Source organism: Streptacidiphilus jiangxiensis (assembly GCF_900109465.1).
GTDB classification, from domain to species: Bacteria; Actinomycetota; Actinomycetes; order Streptomycetales; family Streptomycetaceae; genus Streptacidiphilus; species Streptacidiphilus jiangxiensis.
Genome location: NZ_FOAZ01000025.1, coordinates 35,732 through 56,737 on the forward strand (window position 1 = coordinate 35,732; position 21,006 = coordinate 56,737).

The window sequence follows — 21,006 nt, forward strand, 5'->3', positions numbered from 1 at the left end:
TCAATCTTCTGGGAACTGCGTCACTCTGGAGGAACAGGGGCTCCCGAGGGGCATCCGAGGGGCTCCTACAGGAGCTTTCGCCAAGCAGACGCCACGTAATCGACGGCTTGACCGGCGACGTAGCCGGTCGGAGGGACAGCGATGGGACGCACACTCGCGGAGAAGGTCTGGGACGACCACGTCGTTCGGCGCGCCGAGGGCGAGCCCGACCTCCTCTTCATCGATCTCCACCTGCTGCACGAGGTCACCAGCCCCCAGGCGTTCGACGGGCTGCGTCTCGCGGGCCGCAAGGTGCGTCGCACGGACCTCACCATCGCCACCGAGGACCACAACACCCCGACCCTCGACATCGACAAGCCGATCGCGGACCCGGTCTCCAGGGTCCAGTTGGAGACGCTGCGCGCCAACTGCGCCGAGTTCGGCGTGCGCCTGCACTCGCTGGGCGACGTCGAGCAGGGTGTCGTCCACGTGGTGGGACCGCAGCTGGGTCTGACCCAGCCCGGCACCACCGTGGTCTGCGGCGACTCGCACACCTCCACCCACGGCGCCTTCGGTGCGCTGGCCTTCGGCATCGGCACCAGCCAGGTCGAGCACGTGCTGGCCACCCAGACGCTGCCGATGGACCGCCCGAAGACCATGGCCATCACCGTCGAGGGCGACCTGCCCGAGGGCGTCACCGCCAAGGACCTGATCCTGGCCGTCATCGCCAAGATCGGCACCGGCGGCGGCCAGGGTTACGTCCTGGAGTACCGCGGCTCGGCGATCCGCGCGCTGTCGATGGAAGCGCGGATGACCGTCTGCAACATGTCGATCGAGGCCGGTGCCCGCGCCGGCATGATCGCCCCGGACGAGACCACCTTCGCCTACCTCCAGGGCCGCGACCACGCGCCCACCGGCGAGGACTGGGACGCCGCGGTGGCGTACTGGAAGACCCTGGCCACCGACGAGGACGCGGTCTTCGACGCCGAGGTGTTCATCGACGCCGCCTCGCTCTCCCCGTTCGTCACCTGGGGCACCAACCCGGGCCAGGGCGCGCCGCTGGGCGCGAACGTGCCGGACCCGGCCTCCTTCGAGGACCCGCAGGAGCGCATCGCCGCCGAGAACGCCCTGACGTACATGGGCCTCACGGCCGGCACCCCGCTGCGCGAGGTGAAGGTCGACGCGGTTTTCGTCGGCTCCTGCACCAACGGCCGCATCGAGGACCTGCGCGCCGCCGCCGCGATCGTCGAGGGCCGCCGGATCGCCGACGGCGTGCGGATGCTGGTCGTCCCCGGCTCCGTCCGCGTCGCCCTGCAGGCGATCGAGGAGGGTCTGGACAAGGTCTTCACCGCCGCCGGTGCCGAGTGGCGCCACGCCGGTTGCTCGATGTGTCTGGGCATGAACCCCGACCAGCTGGCCCCCGGTGAGCGCTGTGCCTCCACCTCCAACCGCAACTTCGAGGGCCGCCAGGGCAAGGGCGGCCGCACCCACCTGGTCAGCCCCCAGGTGGCTGCCGCCACCGCGGTGCTGGGCCACCTGGCCTCGCCCGCCGACCTGTCCGACGTCCAGCAGCTCGTGGAGGCCTGAGCAGCCATGGAGAAGTTCACCTCGCACACCGGCCGGGCTGTCCCGCTGCGTCGCAGCAACGTCGACACCGACCAGATCATCCCCGCCCACTGGCTCAAGAAGGTCACCCGCAACGGCTTCGAGGACGGCCTGTTCGAGGCCTGGCGCAGGGACGACGCGTTCGTCCTCAACCGCCCGGAGCGTCAGGGTGCCACGGTCCTGATCGCCGGCCCCGAGTTCGGCACCGGCTCCTCCCGCGAGCACGCGGTCTGGGCCCTGCAGAACTACGGCTTCAAGGCCGTCATCTCCTCCCGCTTCGCGGACATCTTCCGCGGCAACTCCCTGAAGAACGGCCTGCTGACGGTGATCCTGCCGCAGGAGACCGTGGAGCGGCTCTGGGAGCTCGTCGAGGCCGACCCGCAGGCGGAGGTGACCGTCGACCTGGAGGCCCGTGAGGTCCGCGCCGAGGGCGTCACCGCCTCGTTCGCGCTGGACGAGAACGTCCGTTGGCGTCTGCTGAACGGTCTGGACGACATCTCCATCACCCTCCAGCAGGAGGCCGACATCGCCTCCTACGAGGCCGCGCGCCCCTCCTTCAAGCCGACCACCACGCCGGTCGGCTGACCTCTCAGCAGCGCTTTTCCGCCACATCCAGGCAGCCCCCCGGTGTCCACCGGGGGGCTGCCTGCTGTCTTCCGGGTGACTCTGTGTAAGGTCATCGCCGGGTGCAAGCAGGAGACAACTGGCCTTGAGTGGCACAATCTCCGCATGAGTCCCGGTGACCCGCCCCTGGGCGACGACGACGCGGAGATGACCGAGGAGGCCGCGGACGTCGAGCTCTACGGGCTGGTTGCACGGCGACTCAAGGATGCACACGCCCGTGTGCGTGCTCTGGACGTGTCGGACGCGGAGAGGGCCGCGTTGACCCGTTCGTTGCTCATGGTGACGGAGGCGGCGAAACGCGATCTCCCGGAAGCTGCACGGAGGTTGGCGCGTTTCGTAGCGGACCTGGACGGCCTCGGGCCGACCGGTCGGACGACGGGCTGAACCCGTAATCCATTGCGACACAAGGGTGATGCGCCCGTTTGGTTATTGAAATGGCGTATATACATGCCTAACGTGCGAATTGCCCTGAAGAATCTTCCGGGCACCCGTTTCCGAAGGGGAAGACGTGAACAAGGCGCAGCTTGTTGAAGCGGTAGCCGAGCAGCTTGGTGGCCGTCGCGCCGCCGCAGAGGCAGTTGATGCTGTGCTCGACACCATCGTGCGTGCGGTGACCGCGGGTGACCGCGTGTCCGTGACCGGTTTCGGCACTTTCGAGAAGGTGGACCGCGCCGCGCGGTTCGCCCGTAACCCGCAGACCGGCGACCGGGTCAAGGTCAAGAAGACCGCGGTTCCGCGATTCCGCCCGGGCCAGGGCTTCAAGGACCTGGTCAGCGGCTCGAAGAAGCTCCCGAAGTCGGGCGTCTCGGTCCGCAAGGCCCCCAAGGGCTCGCTGACCCCGGGCAAGTCCGGCATGGTCGCTCCGGCCGGTTCCCCGGCCGCGAAGAAGGCCGCGGCCGCGGCCAAGAAGGCCACGGCGAAGAAGACCACGCCCACGGTCAAGAAGGCCGCCGCCAAGAAGGCGACGACCGCTGCTGCCGCGACCACGGCGCCCGCCGCGAAGAAGGCCACGCCGGCCAAGAAGGCCACCACGGCGAAGACCGCGGCGGCGAAGAAGACCACGGCTGCCGCCAAGAAGACCACGGCGGCGGTCAAGGCCCCGGCGAAGAAGACGGTCACCGCGAGCACCTCCCGCCCCGCGGCCAAGAAGGCCACGACGGTGAAGAAGGCCACCTCGGCGGCCAAGAAGACCACGGCCAAGAAGGCTCCCGCCAAGAAGGCCGCGGCGAAGTAACACAACGCTCTCGTCGAGCACACCTCACCCGAGGGGCGCGCGAACCCACCCAGGTTCCCGTGCCCCTCGGTGCTTGCGTTGCACCACCCAGGGGCGCGGGGAACTGCGCGACAAGCCACCCACGCAGGTAGAGCACCGAACGTGCAGGGCCATCCGCTCGTCAGTGGTTTCTGGCGTAGCTCCTCGCGCCCCTGGTGGTGCAACCAGAGGTGGTGCGGGACGTCAGAACGTCTGCAGGGTGATGAGTGTGATGCGGCGGTCGGGGCCTGCGCCCTCGGTCTCGATGCGGACGCGTTGGCCGGGCCGGAGCAGGCGCAAGCCGCCCGCGTCGAACGCGGCGGCGTCGAACGGGAGCGGGGTGCCGTCGTCCAGGAGGACCTGGCCGCTGCGGCTGTCGGGGGAGTACGTGTACGCGGTCGCCTGCATGAGCCCAAGCGTAGTCAGCGTGTGCCGCCCGGCGCCCAGCGCCAGGGCCACACGCAGGTCCTCGCCGGTGTCCACGTCCCGGCGTACGCTCGGCACACCGTCCAGATCCAGTTCCACCGCCCCGGACGCGGCATGCGCCGCGCGGGACGCACCGCCGAAGAGGGGGGCGAGCGGGACGTTCGCGCCCGCGGCGAGGACCGTGGTCCCGATGCCCTGGGTGTCCGCGAGGAACGCACGGGGATGTGCTGACGCCGCGGTGAGGACCCGCGCCAGCTCGTCCGGCCGAAGCGCCGGCAGATCCGCCGACATCGCCGCCACCGCGCCCGCGTCAAGCGCCTCGCGCGCGTACCGCGCGCCGTGCGCGACCGCCGCGTTCAGGCCTGCGGCCGGTGAATCGGGTATGACCAGGGCCCCCGCCAGGGCCAGTTGCGCGCCCGCCTGCTCGTCGTCGCAGACGGCCACCACGCGCGCCACCGCCGCGCAGCCCCGCGCCGCCACGACGGTGTCGAGCGCGAAGGCGAGGGCGAGCCTCGGCCGGAGCGCCCCGACCGCCGGTGCCAGTCGGGACTTGCCCACGGACGGCGGCTTCAGCGGGATCACCACGGTCGTCTTCGGCGTCGTCATCGGCGCCCATTGTGCCCGGAACGGCCCCCTGCCGGTGGGGGCGCCTCGACAGTCGGACGAGGCAGGGGCGACACTTGTGCGGTTGAACGTTAAGAATCACCGTCGGCCCCGCGGGGGACGGCGCGCAAAGGAGGAGTGCTCGTGCCCGGCTCCAGCACCAGGGCGGCGCGCCGCAGATACGGTTTCTGGTACCGCCTCGCCGCGGTGATCGCGAAGCCGCCGCTGTTCGCCATGACCAAGCGGGACTGGAGCGGTTACGAGAACATTCCGGCCGAGGGCGGATTCCTGACCGCGATCAACCACAACTCGTATTTGGACCCGCTGGTCTACGGGCACTATCAGTACGACTCCGGTCGCCCTGCGCGATTTCTGGCGAAGGCCGGTGTCTTCAAGCTGCCGGGGATCAAGCAGATTCTGCACGGCGCAAAGATGATCCCGGTGTACCGCGGATCCACCGACGCGACGCAGGCTTTCCGCGCCGCGATCGACGCCGTCGACTCCGGTGAATGCGTCGCGTTCTACATCGAGGGCACGCTGACGCGTGACCCGGACCTGTGGCCGATGACCGGCAAGACCGGTGCGGCCCGCGTCGCGCTGATGACCGGCGCGCCCGTCATCCCGGTGGCCCAGTGGGGCGCGCACGAGATCATGCCGCGCTACGCGAAGGGCGGGAGGGGCAACCGGCGCTTCAAGCCGTTCCCCCGAAAGACCGTCAAGGTCGTCGCCGGCCCGGCCGTGGACCTGGACCGCTTCCGCGACCAGGAGATCACCGGGGCGGTGCTGCGCGAGGCGACGGACGCCATCATGGACGACATCACCGCGCTGCTGGAGCAGCTGCGGGGCGAGAAGGCCCCGGCCGACCGCTTCGACATGGCCAAGTCGCGCGCGGTGCAGGGTCAGGCTTCGATCGAGAAGGAGCCCGCCGAGTGACCACCCGCTGCGCCGTCTTCGGGAACGGCTCCTGGGGCACCGCCTTCGCGATGATCCTTGCCGACGCGGGCTGCGAGGTGACCCTGTGGGGGCGCCGGCAGGAGCTCGTCGACGCCATCAACGACACCCGCACCAACCCGGAGTACCACCCGGGCATCGAACTCCCGCCGAACATCACGGCCACGACCGACCCGGCCAAGGCGGCGGAGGGCGCGGACTTCACCGTGCTCACCGTCCCCTCGCAGACGTTGCGCCCGCTGCTGGCCGAATGGGCGCCGCTGCTGGCCCCGGACACCGTCCTGGTCAGCCTGATGAAGGGTGTGGAGCTCGGCACGGCCAAGCTCATGAGCGAGGTCATCCAGGAGGTCGCCGAGGTGCCCGCGGAGCGGGTCGCGGTCGTCTCCGGGCCGAACCTCGCGCCCGAGATCATGCAGCGTCAGCCCGCGGCGAGCGTCGTCGCGTGCGCGGACGAGTCGGCCGCCCAGCGCCTCCAGGCGGCGTGCCTGACGGGCTACTTCCGGCCCTACACGATCACCGACGTGGTCGGCGCGGAGCTCGGCGGCGCGGTGAAGAACGTCATCGGTGTGGCGGTCGGCATCGTCGACGGCCTGGGCTTCGGCGACAACACCAAGGCCTCGCTCATCACCCGCGGCCTCGCCGAGACCACCCGCCTGGGCCTGGCGATGGGCGCGGACCCGCACACCTTCGCCGGCCTCGCCGGCATGGGCGACCTCGTCGCCACGTGCAGCTCGCCGCTGTCGCGGAACCACACCTTCGGCCTCAACCTCGGCCGCGGCATGTCCCTCGCCGAGGCGACGGCCGCGATGCGGCAGACCGCCGAGGGCGTGAAGTCCTGCGTCTCGGTCCTGGACCTGGCCCACCGCAACGGCGTCGACATGCCCATCACGCAGACGGTCGTCGACATCGTCCACGGCGGCAAGTCCCCCCGGACGGCGGTCAAGGAACTCATGGGCCGCAGCGCCAAGCCCGAACGGCGTTAGGCCTTCTTGGGGGCGCGAGGAACTGCGCGACAAGCCACTGGAGCAGATGGTTCCCAACGCGCAGTGCCACCCCCATGTCGGTGGTTTCTCGCGCAGTTCCTCGCGCCCCTGGGGGTGCCCTGCCGGGCCTTGGCTGGACAGTGCGGGTAGTGTCCTACGCGATATGAGCACTCAGCCTTCCTCCCCCAGTCCCGCCGGAGGGCGCAAGCCCCGCGTCGCGGTCGTCTTCGGCGGCCGCAGCTCCGAGCACGCCATTTCTGTCGTCACCGCCGGCAGCGTTCTGCGCGCGCTGGATCGGGACGCGTACGAGGTGCTGCCGATCGGCATCACCCATGACGGCCGCTTCGCGCTCACCACCGACGAGCCCGAGCGGATGGCCATCACCGACGGCAAGCTGCCCGACGTGGACCAGCTCGCCGAGTCCACCGAGGGCCAGGTGAACCTACCCGCCAGCCCCGTCGCCCGCGAGGTCGTCTACGCGGAGCCGGGCGCCGTGCCGAAGGCGCTGGGCGAGGTCGACGTCGTCCTGCCGCTGCTGCACGGCCCGTGGGGCGAGGACGGCACGCTGCAGGGGCTGCTGGAACTGTCCGGCGTGCCGTACGTCGGCTCCGGTGTGCTGTCCAGCTCGGTCGGCATGGACAAGGAGTACACCAAGCGGGTGCTCGAGGCCTTCGGCCTGCCCGTCGGCCCGTACACCGTGGTCCGGCCGCGTGAGTGGGCGACCGAGGCCGGCCGCGAGGCCGCGCTCGCGCGCATCGGCGAGCTGCAGTACCCGGTGTTCGTGAAGCCGGCCCGGGCGGGCTCGTCCATCGGCATCACCAAGGTGAGCGACCCGGCCGACCTGGTCCGCGCGATCGAGTTCGCCCGCGAGCACGACCCCAAGGTGATCGTCGAGCAGGGCGTCGTCGGGCGCGAACTGGAGTGCGGTGTCCTGGAGTTCGAGGACGGCCCGCGCGCCAGCCTGCCGGCCGAGGTGCTCGTCGCGGAGGGCTTCGACTTCTACGACTTCGAGGCCAAGTACATCGACTCCAGCGACGTGCAGATCCCGGCGAACCTGAACGAGGACGAGCTCGGCCGCCTGCAGGAGCTCGCCGTGCAGGTCTTCGAGGCGCTCTCCTGCGAGGGCCTGGCCCGCGTCGACGTCTTCCTCCAGGAGAACGGCGAGTTCGTGGTCAACGAGATCAACACCATGCCGGGCTTCACCCCGATCTCGGCCTTCCCGAAGATGTGGGAGGCCTCCGGCATCGCCTACCCGCAGCTGGTCGACCACCTGCTGCAGGCGGCGCTGCGCCGTTCCACCGGCCTGCGGTAACTACGCGCAGGAGAACTTGCGGTCCGCGTCGAGCGGGCTCGCCTTGGCCACGGCCCCGGCGAGCTCGCCGAGCGGCGACTGCCGGCCGAAGTACGCGCCCGGCACGTACACCTCGACGATCGCCTGCTGGTCCACCGAGGAGAAGGTGAAGCTCTTGTCGGCCGGGTTGTGGACCGAGGCCCAGCAGACCCCACCGATCTCCGCGCCGCTGAGGTTGTCGCCCTCGGGGTTGTAGTCCTTGGAGTGCGGGTCGAGCACGCTCGGCATCCCCGCTCCGCAGCGAAGGGTCACCGCGGGATCGCCCCAGGCGGCCGTGGCGTCGCCGGCGGGGGTGGTGTCGCGGCGGTCCAGGCCCATCAGGGTCTTCGGCAGCGCCTTCTGCAAGGCCGCGCACTGCTGCGCCACCGCGCCCGTGGTGGTCGGCGCGGCGACGGGCACGCGTCCGCCCCCGCCGCCGCCGCAGGCGGTCAGCAGGAGGGCGGTAGCGGCGGTCAGCGCGAACGGCGCGGCGATCCTGGTCACCCCGAGATGCTAACGGGGAGCTACAGGTGCACCACCGGGCAGGTCAGGGTTCGGGTGATCCCCTCCACCTGCTGGATCTGCGCCACGACGAGTCGGCCGAGATCGTCGACGCTCTCGGCCTCGGCGCGGACGATGACGTCATAGGGACCGGTGACGTCCTCGGCCTGGACCACTCCGGGGATCCCGGAGATGACCTCGGCCACATTGGACGACTTGCCGACTTCTGTCTGGATGAGGATGTAGGCCTGTACCACGAGGGACCTCCCGGCGGCTCGGAGCGGAGATCTTGCGGAGGTTCTGGTTCCCCGACGGTGACGAAGGAAACAGGGGAACCGAGGGAACCGCCACGTTATCGTCCTCCGTCGCCCGTCGGGGAGCCCTTGAAGGCGCTTCCAGGGCGTACGCTGCGCGCGTGAGGCGCGCGTGTGCACGCCGGTGACCGACAGTCCACCGAAAAGTCCCAGGAACGGACCAGATCCGGAAGGAAACCCATGCAGGTCGGCGAGCTCGGTGAGTTCGGACTGATCCGGGAGCTGACCTCCCGGCTGCCGCAGACCTCGGCCGTGGAGCTCGGTCCGGGCGACGACGCGGCCGTCGTCGCCGCGCCCGACGGGCGGGTCGTGGCCACCACCGACGTGCTGTTGGAGGGCAGCCACTTCCGCCGGGACTGGTCCACCGCCTACGACGTGGGTCGCAAGGCCGCCGCGCAGAACCTCGCCGACGTCGCGGCCATGGGCGCCGTGCCGACCGCGCTGCTGCTGGGCCTGGTCGTCCCGGCCGAGCTGCCGGTCACCTGGGCGCTGGAGCTGATGGACGGCCTGCGCGACGAGTGCCAGGTCGCGGGCGCGGCCGTGGTCGGCGGCGACGTGGTGCGCGGCGAGTCGATCACCGTCTCCATCACCGCACTGGGCGACCTGCAGGGCCGCCGACCAGTCACCCGCTCGGGAGCCCGTCCGGGCGACAAGGTCGCGGTCACCGGCTGGTTGGGCTGGTCCGCGGCCGGCTTCACCGTGCTGTCCCGCGGGTTCCGCTCCCCGCGCGCCTTCGTCGAGGCGCACCGGCGTCCGGAACCGCCGTACCACGCGGGCCCGGCCGCGGCCGTCCTGGGCGCCACGTCGATGATCGACGTCAGCGACGGGCTGGTGGCCGACCTCGGCCACGTCGCGGAGGCCAGCGGGGTCCACATCGACCTGCGCGCCGCCGACTTCGACGTCCCGGCGCAGATGGCCGACATCGGCCAGGCGGTGGGCGTCGACCCGCTCCAGTGGGTGCTCTCCGGTGGGGAGGACCACGCGCTGGTCGCCACCTTCCCGGCCGACGCGCACCTGCCGTCGCGCTGGCGCGTCGTCGGCGAGGTGACCCGCCCCGCGAGCCTGTCCGGCACCGGTCGGGTGACGGTCGACGGCGCGCCGTGGGATCGCGTGGGCGGATGGGACCACTTCGGCGCCCAGGCGTAAGTCCCCCCGGTTGGGGCCCTTGTGCTGTAGGGCAAAGCATCCCCTTTCTGCATAGTCTTCCCTTATGCGAATCGGCGTGCTGACGAGCGGTGGCGACTGTCCCGGCCTCAACGCGGTGATCCGCTCGGTGGTGCACCGGGCGGTCACCGAACACGGCGACGAGGTGGTCGGGGTCCAGGACGGTTTCCTCGGGCTGATCGAGGGCCGCACCCGCCCGCTGGGCCTCGAGGAGGTCACCGGCATCCTGACCCGCGGCGGCACGATCCTCGGCAGTGCCCGGGTGGAACGCGAACGCATGCGGGAGGCCGTCGCCAACGCGCACGGGCTCGCGGCGGAGGTCGGCATCGACGCGCTCGTCGCGATCGGCGGCGAGGGCACGCTGACGGCGGCCCGGATGTTCAGCGAGGCGGGCCTGCCGGTCGTCGCGGTCCCGAAGACGATCGACAACGACATCGACGCGACGGACGTGACCTTCGGCCACGACACCGCCGTCTGGGTCGCCACCGAGGCGATCGACCGGCTGAAGACCACGGCCGAGTCCCACCAGCGGGTGATGGTGGTGGAGCTGATGGGTCGCCACACCGGGTGGATCACCCTGCATGCCGGGATGGCCGGCGGCGCGCACGGCATCCTCATCCCCGAGCGGCCGTTCGACGTCGAGACGGTCTGCTGCATGGTCGAGGAGCGGTTCTCCCGCGGCAAGAAGTTCGCCATCGTCGCGGTCGCGGAGGGCGCGCAGCCGGCCCCCGGCACGATGCGCTTCCAGCACGGCGGCACGGACGCCTTCGGCCACCAGACCTTCGGCGGCATCGGCTCGCGCCTGGCCGGCGAGATCGCTCAGTGGATCAACAAGGAGTCCAAGCCGGTCATCCTCGGCCACATCCAGCGCGGCGGCACCCCCACGGCCCAGGACCGGGTCCTGGCGACCCGCTTCGGCTGGCACGCGGTGGAGGCGGTCCACAAGGGCGCGTACGGCCACATGACCGCGCTGCGGGGGACGGAGATCCACCTGGTGCCGATCGCGGAGGCGGTGGCGCAGCTCAAGACCGTCCCGGAGGACCGGTGGACCGAGGCGGAGGCGGTGCTCTGAGGCGCGCAGCGCCTCCAGGGACGCGGGGAACGTGACCAGCCACGGACGTGCGGACGGTCCTCAACGCGCAGGGCCATCCGTACCGGGTGGGTTTCTCGCGCAGTTCCCCGCGCCCCTAGGGTGAGTGCATGGTTTCTGTCTCACCCAACCCAGCCCCGCCCCGCGTCCTGACCATCGCGGGGTCCGACTCCGGCGGTGGCGCCGGGATCCAGGCCGACCTCAAGACGATGCTGGCCCTCGGCGTGCACGGCATGAGCGTCATCGCCGCCGTGACCGCGCAGAACTCCGTCGGGGTGCAGGGCTACTGGGAGCTGCCCGTCGAGGCCGTCGTCGCGCAGTACCGGAGCGTCGTGGACGACATCGGCGTGCAGGCCGTGAAGACGGGCATGCTGGCCAGCGCCGAGCTGGTCGAGGCCGTGGCCGGCCTCCTGGCCGAGAAGCCCGCTCCGGTCGTGGTGGACCCCGTCGGGGTGAGCAAGCACGGGGACACGCTCCTCGCCACGTCGGCCGTGAGCGTGCTGCGGGACCGCCTGCTGCCGCAGGCGACCGTCGCGACGCCGAACCTGCACGAGGTGGCGCAGCTCACAGGCATCGAGGTCACCCGAGAGAGCGAGCTCTCGGACGCGGCGAAGGCCGTGCAGGACCTCGGGCCGCAGTGGGCGCTGGTCAAGGGCGGGCACCTGGAGGGCGACGCGGTCGACCTGCTGCGCGCGCCCGACGGCACCGAGACGCTGTTCCGCGCGCCCCGGCACGACAACCGCCACACCCACGGCACCGGCTGCACCCTGGCCAGCGCCATCGCTTCCTACCTGGCGCTGGGTCTCACGGTCCCGGACGCGGTCGACGCCGCGAAGCGGTACATCACCGGCGCGATCGAGCACGGCTTCGCGCTCGGCGCGGGTATCGGCCCGGTCGACCACGCGTGGCGATTCCAGAACTAGGGCAAAGCGAAGGGCCGGCCCACCCGAGGGTGGACCGGCCCTTGCGAAGCCGGAGGGGCAGCCGCCGCGTCAGCGGGAAACCTTGCCGGCCTTGATGCACGAGGTGCACACGTTGAGCCGCTTCGGCGTACGCCCGATCACAGCGCGGACCGTCTGGATGTTGGGGTTCCAACGACGACGGGTCCGGCGGTGCGAGTGGGAGATGTTGTTGCCGAAGCCCGGCCCCTTGCCGCAGACGTCGCAGTTGGCAGCCACGGGAGTCACTCCAAAGACTTCAGATGCACTAACGGTTCCAACCCCGTGGCGCGAACGCCGCGACAGCGGCTCGCACCGACTGTCCTTGGGGGTGTCCTGGAAGGGATTCCAGGCAACCGGAGCAGCATACATCGGCTGGCTCCGTAGAACGAAACTACCATGGCCGGGCGATGAACCCCGCATCGCCGTCGCTCCGTCTCCGCTGACCGGGGGCCCGACCGGGCGGTAGCCTGCGGGAAAGCCAGGCGCCTGTGGAAGGACCAGACGCCTGTTGGAAAGCCAGAAGAAGGCTCGAGAGCCCCCACGAGGAGAGACCCGGTGCCGCAGACCCTCGACGCCGCGGCCGTACGTGACTGGTGCCGTCTCTCCCTGGCCGCCCTCGGCCAGGCGCGTGAGGAGATCGACGCGCTCAACGTCTACCCGGTGCCCGACGGCGACACCGGCACCAATCTCTACCTCACCGTCGAGTCCGCCGTCGGACAGGTCGAGGCGCTGTTCGGCGACGGCGCCGCCACCGCCCCCACGTTGGAGGCCACGCTGCGGGCGATGGCCCACGGCGCGCTGCTGGGCGCACGTGGCAACTCCGGCGTGATCCTCTCCCAGCTGCTGCGCGGCGTCGCCGCCTCCGTCGGTTCGGGCCCGTGCGACGCGGACGCGCTGCGTCGCGCGCTGCGCTCCGCCGCCGACGCCGGGTACGAGGCGGTGGCCGTCCCGGTCGAGGGGACCGTGCTGACCGTCGCCGCCGCGGCCGCCGACGCCGTCGCGGGACTGCCGGAGGCGGCCCCGCTCGCGGCCGTCGCCGAGGTGGCCTTCGAGGCGGCGGGAGCCGCCCTCGCGCTGACCCCGCAGCAGTTGGACGTGCTGGGCCGGGCGGGCGTCGTCGACGCCGGCGGGCGCGGTCTCGTGGCCGTGCTCGGCGCTCTCGCCGACGCGGTCAACGGGCAGTCCCCGATGGGGCCGCTGGCGCTGGCCACCCCGCGCGCCGTCGTCCTGCCGCCCGCCGAGTCGCCGCTGCTGCTCACCCAGGACCCCACCGGCCCCGCCTACGAGGTCGTCTACCTGCTCGACGCCCGCGACGAGGCGGTGCCGCAGCTGCGCGCCCGGCTCGGTGCGTTGGGGGACTCCCTGGTCGTCAGCGGCGGCGAGGGCCTGTGGAACGTGCACGTCCACGTGGACGACCCCGGCGCGGCCGTGGAGGTCGGCATCGAGGCCGGACGCCCGCACCGGATCCGGATCACGCACTTCGCCGCCGCGGCGGCCGACGCGTCCGGCGAAGCGCACGCCGACGAGCCGTACGCCGGCCGGCTCAGCCCGACCAGGGCCGTCGTCAGCGTCGTCCAGGGGGAGGGCCTGGCGGGCCTGTGCCGCGAGTGCGGCGCCACCGTCCTGCCCGCCGATCCGGACCGCGCGCCCAGCAGCGCCGAGCTTGCCGCCGCGATCCGGCTCGCCCACGCCCGCGAGGTGGTGCTGCTGCTCAACGACGCCGAACTGCGCGCCGCCGCCGGCGTCGCCGCCGACCAGCTGCGCGGCGAAGGCGTCCGGGTCGCCGTCATCCCGACCCGCTCGCCCGTCCAGGGACTGGCCGCGCTGGCCGTCCACGAGCCCGCCCGCCGCTTCGACGAGGACGTCGTCGCGATGACCACCGCCGCGGGCGCCACCCGCTACGCCGAGCTGGCCCTCGCCGAGGGGGAGTCGTGGACGATGGCCGGCGTCTGCCAGGCCGGTGACGTCCTCGGGCTCATCGACGGCGACGTCGCCGTCATCGGCAGCCCGGAGGAGATGACCGTCACCGCGACGACGGTGCTGGACCGCATGCTCGCCGCGGGCGGCGAGATGGTGACCCTGATCGTCGGCGAGGACGCCGAGCCGGGACTCGCCGACGCGCTGGTGACCCACCTGCGGCGGACCAACCCGGTCGTCGACGCGGTCGTGTACGAGGGCGGCCAGGGCGCCGCGCCGCTGGTCGTCGGCGTCGAGTGAGGCGGCGACCGACGCGGCCGGTACGCCGCGCTGTCCGACCGATGGTGCATCGTTGACCCTGTGTCTCCTTTCGACGACAAGCTCGAGAAGCATCTCGGCGCCCCCGCCAAGCACCTCGCCGACGGCCTCGACCTGCACACCGTCGGAGACCTGCTGCACCACTTCCCGCGCCGCTACAACGAGCGCGGCGAGCTGACCAGCCTCGACTCGCTGGAGATCGACGAGCACGTCACCGTCGTGGCCCGGATCGAGAAGTGCACCCTGATCCCCTTCCGCGGCCGCAAGGGCGACCGGCTGGAGGTCGTGGTCACGGACGGTCGCGGGCGGCTGTCGTTGACGTTCTTCAACCAGCGCTGGCGGGAGAAGGAGCTGCGGCCCGGCCGCAGCGGCCTGTTCGCCGGCAAGGTCGGTGTCTTCAACCGCACCCGGCAGCTGACCAACCCGGACTACGAGCTCTTCGGCGACGCCGACGACCCGGACGCCACCAAGGCCGCCGACCGGTTCGCCGGGCGGCTCATCCCCGTCTACCCGGCCTCGGCCAAGGTGCCGTCCTGGCGGATCGCGCTGGCCGTCGAGCACGTGCTGGACGCGGTCGCGTGGGAGCAGGTCCACGACCCCGTCCCCGCCTCGCTGCTGGCCGAACGCGGCCTGATCCCGCTGCACCAGGCCCTGGAGCAGATCCACCGCCCGCGCAACCAGGCCGAACGCCTCGCCGCGCAGTCGCGCCTGAAGTGGGACGAGGCCTTCGTGCTGCAGGTGGCCCTCGCCCGCCGTCGCGCCGACGACGCGGCCCGCCCGGCCGTCGCGCGCGAACCGCGTCCCGGTGGGCTGCTCGACGCCTTCGACGCCAAGCTGCCCTTCACACTGACCGACGGACAGCAGCGGGTCTGCGCCGAGATCTTCGCGGACCTCGCCACCGAGCACCCGATGCACCGCCTGCTCCAGGGCGAGGTGGGCTCCGGCAAGACCCTGGTCGCGCTGCGCGCGATGCTCGCCGTCGTCGACGCGGGCGGTCAGGCGGCGATGCTGGCGCCCACCGAGGTGCTCGCGCAGCAGCACCACCGCTCGATCGTGGAGATGATGGGCGAGCTGGCGGAGGCCGGCATGCTCGGCGGCGCCGACCAGGGCACCAAGGTCACCCTGCTGACGGGCTCGATGGGCGTCGCCGCCCGCAAGCGCGCCCTGCTGGACCTGGTGACGGGGGAGGCGGGCCTGGTCATCGGCACCCACGCGCTGATCGAGGACAAGGTGCAGTTCCTCGACCTCGGTCTGGTCGTGGTCGACGAGCAGCACCGCTTCGGCGTCGAGCAGCGCGACGCGCTGCGTGCCAAGGCCGAACGCCCGCCGCACCTGCTGGTCATGACGGCCACCCCGATCCCGCGCACCGTCGCCATGACGGTCTTCGGCGACCTGGAGACCTCCGTCCTGGACCAGCTCCCGGCCGGCCGTTCGCCCATCTCCTCGCACGTCGTCCCGGCCCAGGAGCGCCCCAACTTCCTGGCCCGCGCGTGGGAGCGGATCCGCGAGGAGGTCGGCAAGGGGCACCAGGCCTACGTCGTCACCCCGCGCATCGGCGACGAGGAGGACGAGAAGGCCCTCAAGAAGGCGGAGAAGGCGGCCGCGAAGGAGGGCGGCGAGGACCGTCGCCCGCCGGTGGCCGTCCTGGACGTCGCTGAGGAGCTGCGTGGTGGCCCGCTGGCGGGCCTTCGGGTGGAGGCGCTGCACGGCAGGATGGCGCCGGACGCCAAGGACGAGGTCATGCGGGCCTTCTCGGCCGGCGAGGTGAACGTGCTCGTCGCGACCACGGTCATCGAGGTCGGCGTCAACGTCCCCAACGCCACCGTCATGGTCATCATGGACGCGGACCGCTTCGGCGTCTCCCAGCTCCACCAGCTGCGCGGCCGCGTCGGCCGCGGCTCGGCGCCGGGCCTCTGCCTGCTGGTGACGGACATGCCGGCGGCCTCGGGTGCCCGCCAGCGCCTGGACGCCGTGGCCGGGACGCTCGACGGCTTCGAGCTCTCCCGCATCGACCTGGAGCAGCGTCGCGAGGGCGACGTCCTGGGTCAGGCGCAGTCGGGCGTGAAGTCCTCGTTGCGCGTGCTGTCGGTCCTGGAGGACGAGGACGTCATCGCCGCGGCCCGGGACGAGGCGACCTCGTTGGTCGCCAAGGACCCGGAACTGACGGAGCATCCGGCCCTGCGCAGCGCCCTTGACTCGCTCCTCGGAGCGGAGCGTGCGGAGTACCTGGAGAAGGGCTGATTGTCAGTGCCGTGGGAGACAATAGAAGTGTTGTGAACGAGGCCCTGACCGGCCAATTCAACGTTCTCAGGGGGCACTTCCATGGCGTTCCGTCACCTGAACGAGCTGCCGCTCGGTGACAAGGTCTTCCGCATCGAACTCAGCAGTGAGGACGACCGAGAGGTCACCCTCACCCTCACCGGCTGGCGCGAGGGTCACGCGTCCGAGCCGATCGCCTCCGGCAAGCTGCGGCTGCCGGTGGAGGACACCGCGTCCCTCCGCATCGCCCTCAACCGCGCGCTGCGCGCCCTTGCCATCGTCGCCGACGTCTCCGAGCCGATCCCGGACCGGGACGTGCTGCGTGAGCTCTACCCGGGCCACGGTGCGCCGTGGGTCCCGCAGCACGAGGAGGAGCTGGTCCGCCGGTTCCACGAGGGCGAGACCATAGCCCGCGTGGCGGCCCGCTTCGGCCGCACGCCCGACTCCGTCCGCACCAAGCTGCGCGAGCTGGGCCACGACCCCCGCCGCCCCGAGTACTGCCCGCCCGACGGCTGCCTCTCCTGGAGCCGCTACGCCAGCCCGAGCCTCCTGGGGGCTGTGAGCACGGAGGGATGACCTGAGGGGCGCGAGGAACTGCGCGACAAGCCAGCCACGAGCGGATGGTCCCGAACGTGCAGGGCCATCCGCACGCGGGTGGTCCCCGCGCAGTTCCTCGCGCCCCCGGACAGTGCACTAGCTTGAAAGTGCACACCTTTCCGACCAGCAAGGACACCCGCCTCATGACCCGCGTGATCGCCGGAGCCGCTCGCGGCCGACGCCTCGCCGTGCCGCCGGGGAACGGCACGCGTCCCACCTCGGACCGGGCACGGGAGGCGCTGTTCTCCAGTTGGGAGGCGCTGCGTGGTTCCCTCGCGGGCGCCCGGGTGATGGACCTGTACGCCGGCTCCGGTGCCGTGGGTCTCGAGGCTCTTTCCCGAGGCGCGGCCCACGCACTGCTGGTGGAGGAGGACGCCGCCGCGGTGAAGGTGATCCTCGCCAACGTGCGGACGCTCTCCCTGCCCGGCGCCGAGGTCCGTTCGGGAAAGGCCGAGCGGGTGATCGTCGGTGCGCCGCCGTCCACCCCGTACGACCTGGTGTTTCTCGATCCGCCGTACGCCGTGACCGACGACGAACTGCGCGAGATACTGGTCACACTCGTCTCTGAGGGCTGGCTCGACGCCGACGTGATCGTCACCGTGGAGCGCAGCACCAGGGGCGGCGCTTTCACCTGGCCGGAGGGCTTCGAGGGCCTGCGCGAGCGCCGCTACGGCGAGGCGACCCTCTGGTACGGTCGCGCCGCCGACGGAGCCGGCAAGGAAGCCGGCCTGTGAGCGAGGAGATGACGATGTTCCGCCGTGCCGTCTGCCCGGGGTCGTTCGACCCCATCCACAACGGCCACCTCGACATAATCGAGCGCGCCTCGCGGCTCTACGACCAGGTCCATGTCGCCGTGCTGGTCAACCCCTCCAAGAAGGGGATGTTCAGCGTCGACGAGCGGGTCGCCATGATCGAGGAGATCACCGCGGGGTACGGCAACGTCAAGGTCGAGTCGCACCAGGGCCTGCTCGTCGACTACTGCCGCGACCGGGACATCCCGGCGATCGTCAAGGGCCTGCGCGCCGTCAGCGACTTCGACTACGAGCTGCAGATGGCCCAGATGAACTACGGGCTGACCGGCGTGGAGACCCTCTTCGTGCCGACCAACCCCACCTACAGCTTCCAGTCCTCCTCGCTGATCAAGGAGGTCGCGGTCCTCGGCGGCGATGTGTCCCACCTTGTCCCGGACTTGGTGCTGCGCAGGCTGACCGAGCGGATCGCCGAACGTCGGGCACAGCCCACGAACCCGTAGGACTGAGTACAGTTCCTTACTCCAGTTCCCTCGCGGAAAGCGTGACCCCGGTGGACGTGCAGCAGAAGCTCGACGAGATCACCAAGCTGGTGGAGGGTGCCCGGTCGATGCCGATGTCGGCGTCGGTCGTGGTCAACAAGGCGGACCTGGTGGGCCTGCTGACGGAGCTGCGCGAGGAGCTGCCGAGCGAGATCGCCCAGGCCCAGCAGACGGTCCAGTACGGCGACCAGGTGGTCGAGGACGCCCGTCGCGAGGCCGAGCGCGTCGTCGCAGCCGCCCACGAGGAACGCCAGGCGCTGATCAACGGCACCGACTACGTCACCGTCGCGCAGGCCGAGTCCGACCGGCTGCTGGGTGAGGCCCGCGCCGAGGCGGCCGAGCAGCGCCGCGAGGCGGACGACTACGTCGACAGCAAGCTCGCCAACTTCGAGGTCGTGCTGACCAAGACCCTGGGCGCGATCGGGCGCGGGCGCGCCAAGCTGCGCGTGGCCGGGGGGCCGGTCGAGGGCGAGGACGGCGAGGAGTTCACCCAGGACGCCTTCCGCTCGCCCAGCCCCGAGGTGGACGAGTACGTCGATGTGAAGCTCGCCGCACTGGAGACCGCGCTCAGCAAGACGCTGGAGGCGGTCGGTCGTGGCCGGGACAAGCTGCTGGGCAAGGCGCCGATCGACGAGCTGGGCGCCTACCTGGCCGCCGCCGACCAGGCGCAGGGCATCGAGCAGGGCGACATGCGGCAGGCGGCGGTGGCCGCCGAGCTGAGCCGTCAGGGCCTGATGACCGGGCACGACGGCATGCAGCCCGGCCAGGAGATGCACCCCGGCCAGGAGATGCACCCCGGGATGCAGCCGCAGCCGCAGGTCGAGTACTGGCCGCCGCAGGACCCGTACGGCCAGCCGCAGCAGCCGGTCTACGACCCCTACCAGGGCGGTTACGTCGAGCCGCAGCCGCAGCCCGTCTACGACCCGTACACCGGGGGCTATGTCGAGCCGCAGCCGGCCTACGACGCCTACGGCCAGCCGGTCCAGCACGCCCAGATCCCGCAGCAGCAGCACTACGCCCAGCAGCCGCCGCAGCAGGAGGTCACGAGCTTCTTCGACACCGGCTTCATCGACGTGTCGAAGCTGCGGGAGTACGGTCAGGGACACTGATCGTCGCGTGATCGTCCGGCCCGAAGTTGGGTCGGGGTTCCGGCGTCGGGTATTCTGACCTCTCCGGCTTGATGTGCTGGGATTTGCTGCTGCCCTCGAACGGGGCGACGGCCGCCGAAGACCAAGAGAAGGACAGACCCCTGAACCGCCTCGACCACCGCAACCCGCTCGTGTTCGACACACACGAGCTGGGCCGTCGGCCTGGGGCGATGCGGAAGGTGTCCCGCTCGGTCCCGGCGCCCGAGAACCTCGGTAACGAGGTGATCGGTGTGCCGGTCGGCGCTCCCGTCGAGCTGGAGCTCCGTCTGGAGTCGGTCATCGAGGGCGTGCTCGTCACGGGCACGGCCGACGCCGACCTCAAGGGCGAGTGCGTACGCTGCCTGGAGCCGATCGAGCGCGAGCTCGAGGCGGACTTCCAGGAGCTGTACTACTACCCTGAGGCGGCCGACCGCTTCAAGGGAGGGTCCGACTCCGACGAGGACGAGGACGACGAGACTTACCGTCTTGAGGGCGACCTGTTCGACCTCGAGACGGTGCTGCGTGACGCGGTGGTGCTCGCACTGCCGCTGCAGCCGGTGTGCCAGGACGACTGCCTGGGACTGTGCCCCGAGTGCGGGGCACGGCTCACGGACGACCCGGACCACCACCACGATGCCGTCGACCCCCGGTGGGCGGCACTGCAGGAACTCTCGGCCGCATCCAGCGCGACCGGTAGCGAAGAGGACAGCGTCACCCGGGAGGGTGCCGCCGAGAACCAGGAGAAGTAGCTGTGGCTGTTCCCAAGCGGAAGATGTCGCGCAGCAACACGCGTCACCGTCGTGCGCAGTGGAAGGCCACTGTTCCCGCGCTCGTGGCGTGCGACCGCTGCAACCAGCCGAAGCTGGGTCACATCGCGTGCCCGAGCTGCGGCACCTACAACCGCCGTCAGGTCCTGTCGGTCTGACGGCAGGAGAACACCAGATGTCAGCGTCAGCATCCGCTTCGCACGCCGACACCGGGTACAGCGTTCTGGAGGGACGGCTCGGCTACACGCTTGAGCCGTCCCTTCTGACGCGTGCACTGACTCACCGCTCGTACGCGTACGAGAACGGTGGCCTCCCCACGAACGAGCGTCTGGAGTTCCTGGGCGACTCGGTGCTGGGCCTGGTGGTGACGGACACCCTCTACCGCGTCCACCCCGACCTTCCGGAGGGGCAGCTCGCGAAGCTGCGCGCCGCGGTGGTCAATTCGCGCGCCCTTGCGGACGTCGCGCGGGGTCTGGAACTCGGTACTTTCATCAGCCTCGGCCGTGGCGAGGAGGGAACCGGTGGACGGGACAAGTCCTCGATCCTCGCGGACACCCTCGAGGCCGTCATTGGCGCGGTCTATCTCGACCAGGGCCTGGACAGCGCCTCCGAGCTGGTGCACCGGCTCTTCGACCCGTTGATCGAGAAGTCGTCGAACCTCGGTGCGGGCCTGGACTGGAAGACCAGTCTCCAGGAGCTCACCGCGACCGTCGGGATCGGTGTGCCGGAGTACGTCGTCACGGAGTCCGGTCCGGACCACGAGAAGACGTTCATCGCCGCCGCCCGCGTGGCCGGCGAGGACTACGGCACGGGCACCGGCCGCTCCAAGAAGGAGGCCGAGCAGAAGGCCGCCGAGAGCGCTTGGCACGCCATCCGCGAGAAGCACGGTGACGGCAACGCCCGCTCCGCGCCCGCCGCGGACGCCTGACCGCGTCCTCACGCCCACCACGAGCCCACTGCGACTAGG

General features: G+C 71.2%; 22 protein-coding genes and 1 pseudogene. 19 read left to right on the top strand and 4 right to left on the bottom strand.

Annotation, left to right across the window (positions count from 1 at the left end):
• Nucleotides 1-141: 141 nt before the first annotated feature.
• From leuC to BMY61_RS35365, 4 genes are all read left to right on the top strand, one after another.
• Nucleotides 142-1,566 carry a 3-isopropylmalate dehydratase large subunit gene (leuC, locus tag BMY61_RS35350; RefSeq protein WP_042454047.1) on the top strand — a complete coding sequence of 475 codons (1,425 nt, stop codon included), beginning with the start codon at nucleotides 142-144 and terminating at the stop codon, nucleotides 1,564-1,566.
• A 6-nt stretch (nucleotides 1,567-1,572) separates the two neighbouring features.
• Nucleotides 1,573-2,169, top strand: a complete 597-nt coding sequence (gene leuD / locus BMY61_RS35355; RefSeq protein ID WP_042454045.1) for a 3-isopropylmalate dehydratase small subunit — start codon at nucleotides 1,573-1,575, stop codon at nucleotides 2,167-2,169.
• 186 nt (nucleotides 2,170-2,355) lie between these two features.
• Complete coding sequence (locus tag BMY61_RS35360) at nucleotides 2,356-2,592, top strand: SCO5555 family protein (protein WP_042454120.1); 237 nt, start codon at nucleotides 2,356-2,358, stop codon at nucleotides 2,590-2,592.
• Between the two features lie 124 nt (nucleotides 2,593-2,716).
• On the top strand, nucleotides 2,717-3,442 hold the full coding sequence (locus BMY61_RS35365; RefSeq protein ID WP_042454042.1) for an HU family DNA-binding protein: 726 nt from the start codon (nucleotides 2,717-2,719) through the stop codon (nucleotides 3,440-3,442).
• Nucleotides 3,443-3,859: 417 nt separating this feature from the next.
• On the opposite strand, the pseudogene cofC reads toward BMY61_RS35365, so the two are convergent.
• Nucleotides 3,860-4,492 (bottom strand): annotated as a pseudogene (gene cofC, locus BMY61_RS35370) (2-phospho-L-lactate guanylyltransferase); the annotation flags it as partial.
• 141 nt (nucleotides 4,493-4,633) lie between these two features.
• On the opposite strand from cofC, the gene BMY61_RS35375 reads away from it, so the two are divergent.
• The 3 genes from BMY61_RS35375 to BMY61_RS35385 all read left to right on the top strand — a co-directional run bounded on the left by BMY61_RS35375 (nucleotide 4,634) and on the right by BMY61_RS35385 (nucleotide 7,735).
• On the top strand, nucleotides 4,634-5,422 hold the full coding sequence (locus BMY61_RS35375) for a lysophospholipid acyltransferase family protein (RefSeq protein WP_042454117.1): 789 nt from the start codon (nucleotides 4,634-4,636) through the stop codon (nucleotides 5,420-5,422).
• The gene (locus tag BMY61_RS35380) at nucleotides 5,419-6,423 is read left to right on the top strand and encodes an NAD(P)H-dependent glycerol-3-phosphate dehydrogenase (protein ID WP_075004192.1); all 1,005 of its coding nucleotides are present in this window, start codon (nucleotides 5,419-5,421) and stop codon (nucleotides 6,421-6,423) included. The genes BMY61_RS35375 and BMY61_RS35380 overlap by 4 nt, the downstream gene beginning before the upstream one ends.
• A gap of 163 nt (nucleotides 6,424-6,586) precedes the next feature.
• Nucleotides 6,587-7,735 (top strand): D-alanine--D-alanine ligase family protein, encoded by a 1,149-nt coding sequence (locus BMY61_RS35385; RefSeq protein ID WP_042454039.1) that lies wholly within the window; start codon nucleotides 6,587-6,589, stop codon nucleotides 7,733-7,735.
• On the opposite strand, the gene BMY61_RS35390 is transcribed toward BMY61_RS35385, so the two are convergent.
• Both BMY61_RS35390 and BMY61_RS35395 read right to left on the bottom strand, forming a co-directional pair.
• Entirely contained in the window at nucleotides 7,736-8,257 is a 522-nt protein-coding gene (locus tag BMY61_RS35390; RefSeq protein WP_052439107.1) for a DUF3515 domain-containing protein, read from the bottom strand.
• A 20-nt stretch (nucleotides 8,258-8,277) separates the two neighbouring features.
• Nucleotides 8,278-8,511, bottom strand: coding sequence for an Lrp/AsnC family transcriptional regulator (locus BMY61_RS35395; RefSeq protein ID WP_042454037.1), 234 nt, complete (start codon nucleotides 8,509-8,511; stop codon nucleotides 8,278-8,280).
• Between the two features lie 237 nt (nucleotides 8,512-8,748).
• Here BMY61_RS35395 and BMY61_RS35400 point away from each other — a divergent pair, with 237 nt between their 5' ends.
• From BMY61_RS35400 to thiD, 3 genes are all read left to right on the top strand, one after another.
• Entirely contained in the window at nucleotides 8,749-9,714 is a 966-nt protein-coding gene (locus BMY61_RS35400; protein ID WP_042454035.1) for a thiamine-phosphate kinase, read from the top strand.
• A gap of 64 nt (nucleotides 9,715-9,778) precedes the next feature.
• A complete protein-coding gene (locus tag BMY61_RS35405; RefSeq protein WP_042454032.1) occupies nucleotides 9,779-10,804 on the top strand; it encodes an ATP-dependent 6-phosphofructokinase in 1,026 nt (341 codons plus the stop codon).
• Between the two features lie 128 nt (nucleotides 10,805-10,932).
• Nucleotides 10,933-11,745: a bifunctional hydroxymethylpyrimidine kinase/phosphomethylpyrimidine kinase gene (gene thiD / locus BMY61_RS35410; RefSeq protein ID WP_042454029.1), complete on the top strand. Its 813-nt coding sequence runs from the start codon at nucleotides 10,933-10,935 to the stop codon at nucleotides 11,743-11,745.
• 69 nt (nucleotides 11,746-11,814) lie between these two features.
• On the opposite strand, the gene rpmB is transcribed toward thiD, so the two are convergent.
• Entirely contained in the window at nucleotides 11,815-12,000 is a 186-nt protein-coding gene (rpmB, locus tag BMY61_RS35415; RefSeq protein WP_035846000.1) for a 50S ribosomal protein L28, read from the bottom strand.
• 318 nt (nucleotides 12,001-12,318) lie between these two features.
• Between rpmB and BMY61_RS35420 the strand changes: the two genes are divergently transcribed.
• The 9 genes from BMY61_RS35420 (at nucleotide 12,319) to rnc (ending at nucleotide 20,967) form a co-directional block, all read left to right on the top strand.
• Entirely contained in the window at nucleotides 12,319-13,980 is a 1,662-nt protein-coding gene (locus BMY61_RS35420) for a DAK2 domain-containing protein (protein ID WP_042454026.1), read from the top strand.
• A gap of 60 nt (nucleotides 13,981-14,040) precedes the next feature.
• Nucleotides 14,041-16,239 carry an ATP-dependent DNA helicase RecG gene (gene recG / locus BMY61_RS35425; protein ID WP_042454024.1) on the top strand — a complete coding sequence of 733 codons (2,199 nt, stop codon included), beginning with the start codon at nucleotides 14,041-14,043 and terminating at the stop codon, nucleotides 16,237-16,239.
• Between the two features lie 81 nt (nucleotides 16,240-16,320).
• Nucleotides 16,321-16,833, top strand: coding sequence for a hypothetical protein (locus BMY61_RS35430; RefSeq protein ID WP_042454022.1), 513 nt, complete (start codon nucleotides 16,321-16,323; stop codon nucleotides 16,831-16,833).
• A 164-nt stretch (nucleotides 16,834-16,997) separates the two neighbouring features.
• Entirely contained in the window at nucleotides 16,998-17,588 is a 591-nt protein-coding gene (gene rsmD, locus BMY61_RS35435; protein WP_042454111.1) for a 16S rRNA (guanine(966)-N(2))-methyltransferase RsmD, read from the top strand.
• Nucleotides 17,589-17,602: 14 nt separating this feature from the next.
• Nucleotides 17,603-18,106: a pantetheine-phosphate adenylyltransferase gene (gene coaD, locus BMY61_RS35440; RefSeq protein ID WP_042454109.1), complete on the top strand. Its 504-nt coding sequence runs from the start codon at nucleotides 17,603-17,605 to the stop codon at nucleotides 18,104-18,106.
• A 50-nt stretch (nucleotides 18,107-18,156) separates the two neighbouring features.
• On the top strand, nucleotides 18,157-19,254 hold the full coding sequence (locus tag BMY61_RS35445) for a hypothetical protein (RefSeq protein WP_042454107.1): 1,098 nt from the start codon (nucleotides 18,157-18,159) through the stop codon (nucleotides 19,252-19,254).
• Between the two features lie 209 nt (nucleotides 19,255-19,463).
• Entirely contained in the window at nucleotides 19,464-20,021 is a 558-nt protein-coding gene (locus BMY61_RS35450; RefSeq protein ID WP_425314729.1) for a YceD family protein, read from the top strand.
• A 2-nt stretch (nucleotides 20,022-20,023) separates the two neighbouring features.
• A complete protein-coding gene (gene rpmF / locus BMY61_RS35455) occupies nucleotides 20,024-20,197 on the top strand; it encodes a 50S ribosomal protein L32 (protein WP_042454021.1) in 174 nt (57 codons plus the stop codon).
• 17 nt (nucleotides 20,198-20,214) lie between these two features.
• Nucleotides 20,215-20,967 carry a ribonuclease III gene (gene rnc / locus BMY61_RS35460; RefSeq protein WP_042454019.1) on the top strand — a complete coding sequence of 251 codons (753 nt, stop codon included), beginning with the start codon at nucleotides 20,215-20,217 and terminating at the stop codon, nucleotides 20,965-20,967.
• Nucleotides 20,968-21,006: the final 39 nt, after the last annotated feature.

Excerpts from the sequence above, each read along its gene's own strand:
- leuC (WP_042454047.1), top strand. The coding sequence starts at position 142 with ATGGGACGCACACTCGCGGAGAAGGTCTGGGACGACCACGTCGTTCGG.
- leuD (WP_042454045.1), top strand. The coding sequence starts at position 1,573 with ATGGAGAAGTTCACCTCGCACACCGGCCGGGCTGTCCCGCTGCGTCGC.
- BMY61_RS35360 (WP_042454120.1), top strand. The coding sequence starts at position 2,356 with ATGACCGAGGAGGCCGCGGACGTCGAGCTCTACGGGCTGGTTGCACGG.
- BMY61_RS35385 (WP_042454039.1), top strand. The coding sequence starts at position 6,587 with ATGAGCACTCAGCCTTCCTCCCCCAGTCCCGCCGGAGGGCGCAAGCCC.
- BMY61_RS35400 (WP_042454035.1), top strand. The coding sequence starts at position 8,749 with ATGCAGGTCGGCGAGCTCGGTGAGTTCGGACTGATCCGGGAGCTGACC.
- BMY61_RS35405 (WP_042454032.1), top strand. The coding sequence starts at position 9,779 with ATGCGAATCGGCGTGCTGACGAGCGGTGGCGACTGTCCCGGCCTCAAC.
- thiD (WP_042454029.1), top strand. The coding sequence starts at position 10,933 with ATGGTTTCTGTCTCACCCAACCCAGCCCCGCCCCGCGTCCTGACCATC.
- BMY61_RS35430 (WP_042454022.1), top strand. The coding sequence starts at position 16,321 with ATGGCGTTCCGTCACCTGAACGAGCTGCCGCTCGGTGACAAGGTCTTC.
- rsmD (WP_042454111.1), top strand. The coding sequence starts at position 16,998 with ATGACCCGCGTGATCGCCGGAGCCGCTCGCGGCCGACGCCTCGCCGTG.
- coaD (WP_042454109.1), top strand. The coding sequence starts at position 17,603 with ATGTTCCGCCGTGCCGTCTGCCCGGGGTCGTTCGACCCCATCCACAAC.
- BMY61_RS35450 (WP_425314729.1), top strand. The coding sequence starts at position 19,464 with ATGCGGAAGGTGTCCCGCTCGGTCCCGGCGCCCGAGAACCTCGGTAAC.
- rnc (WP_042454019.1), top strand. The coding sequence starts at position 20,215 with ATGTCAGCGTCAGCATCCGCTTCGCACGCCGACACCGGGTACAGCGTT.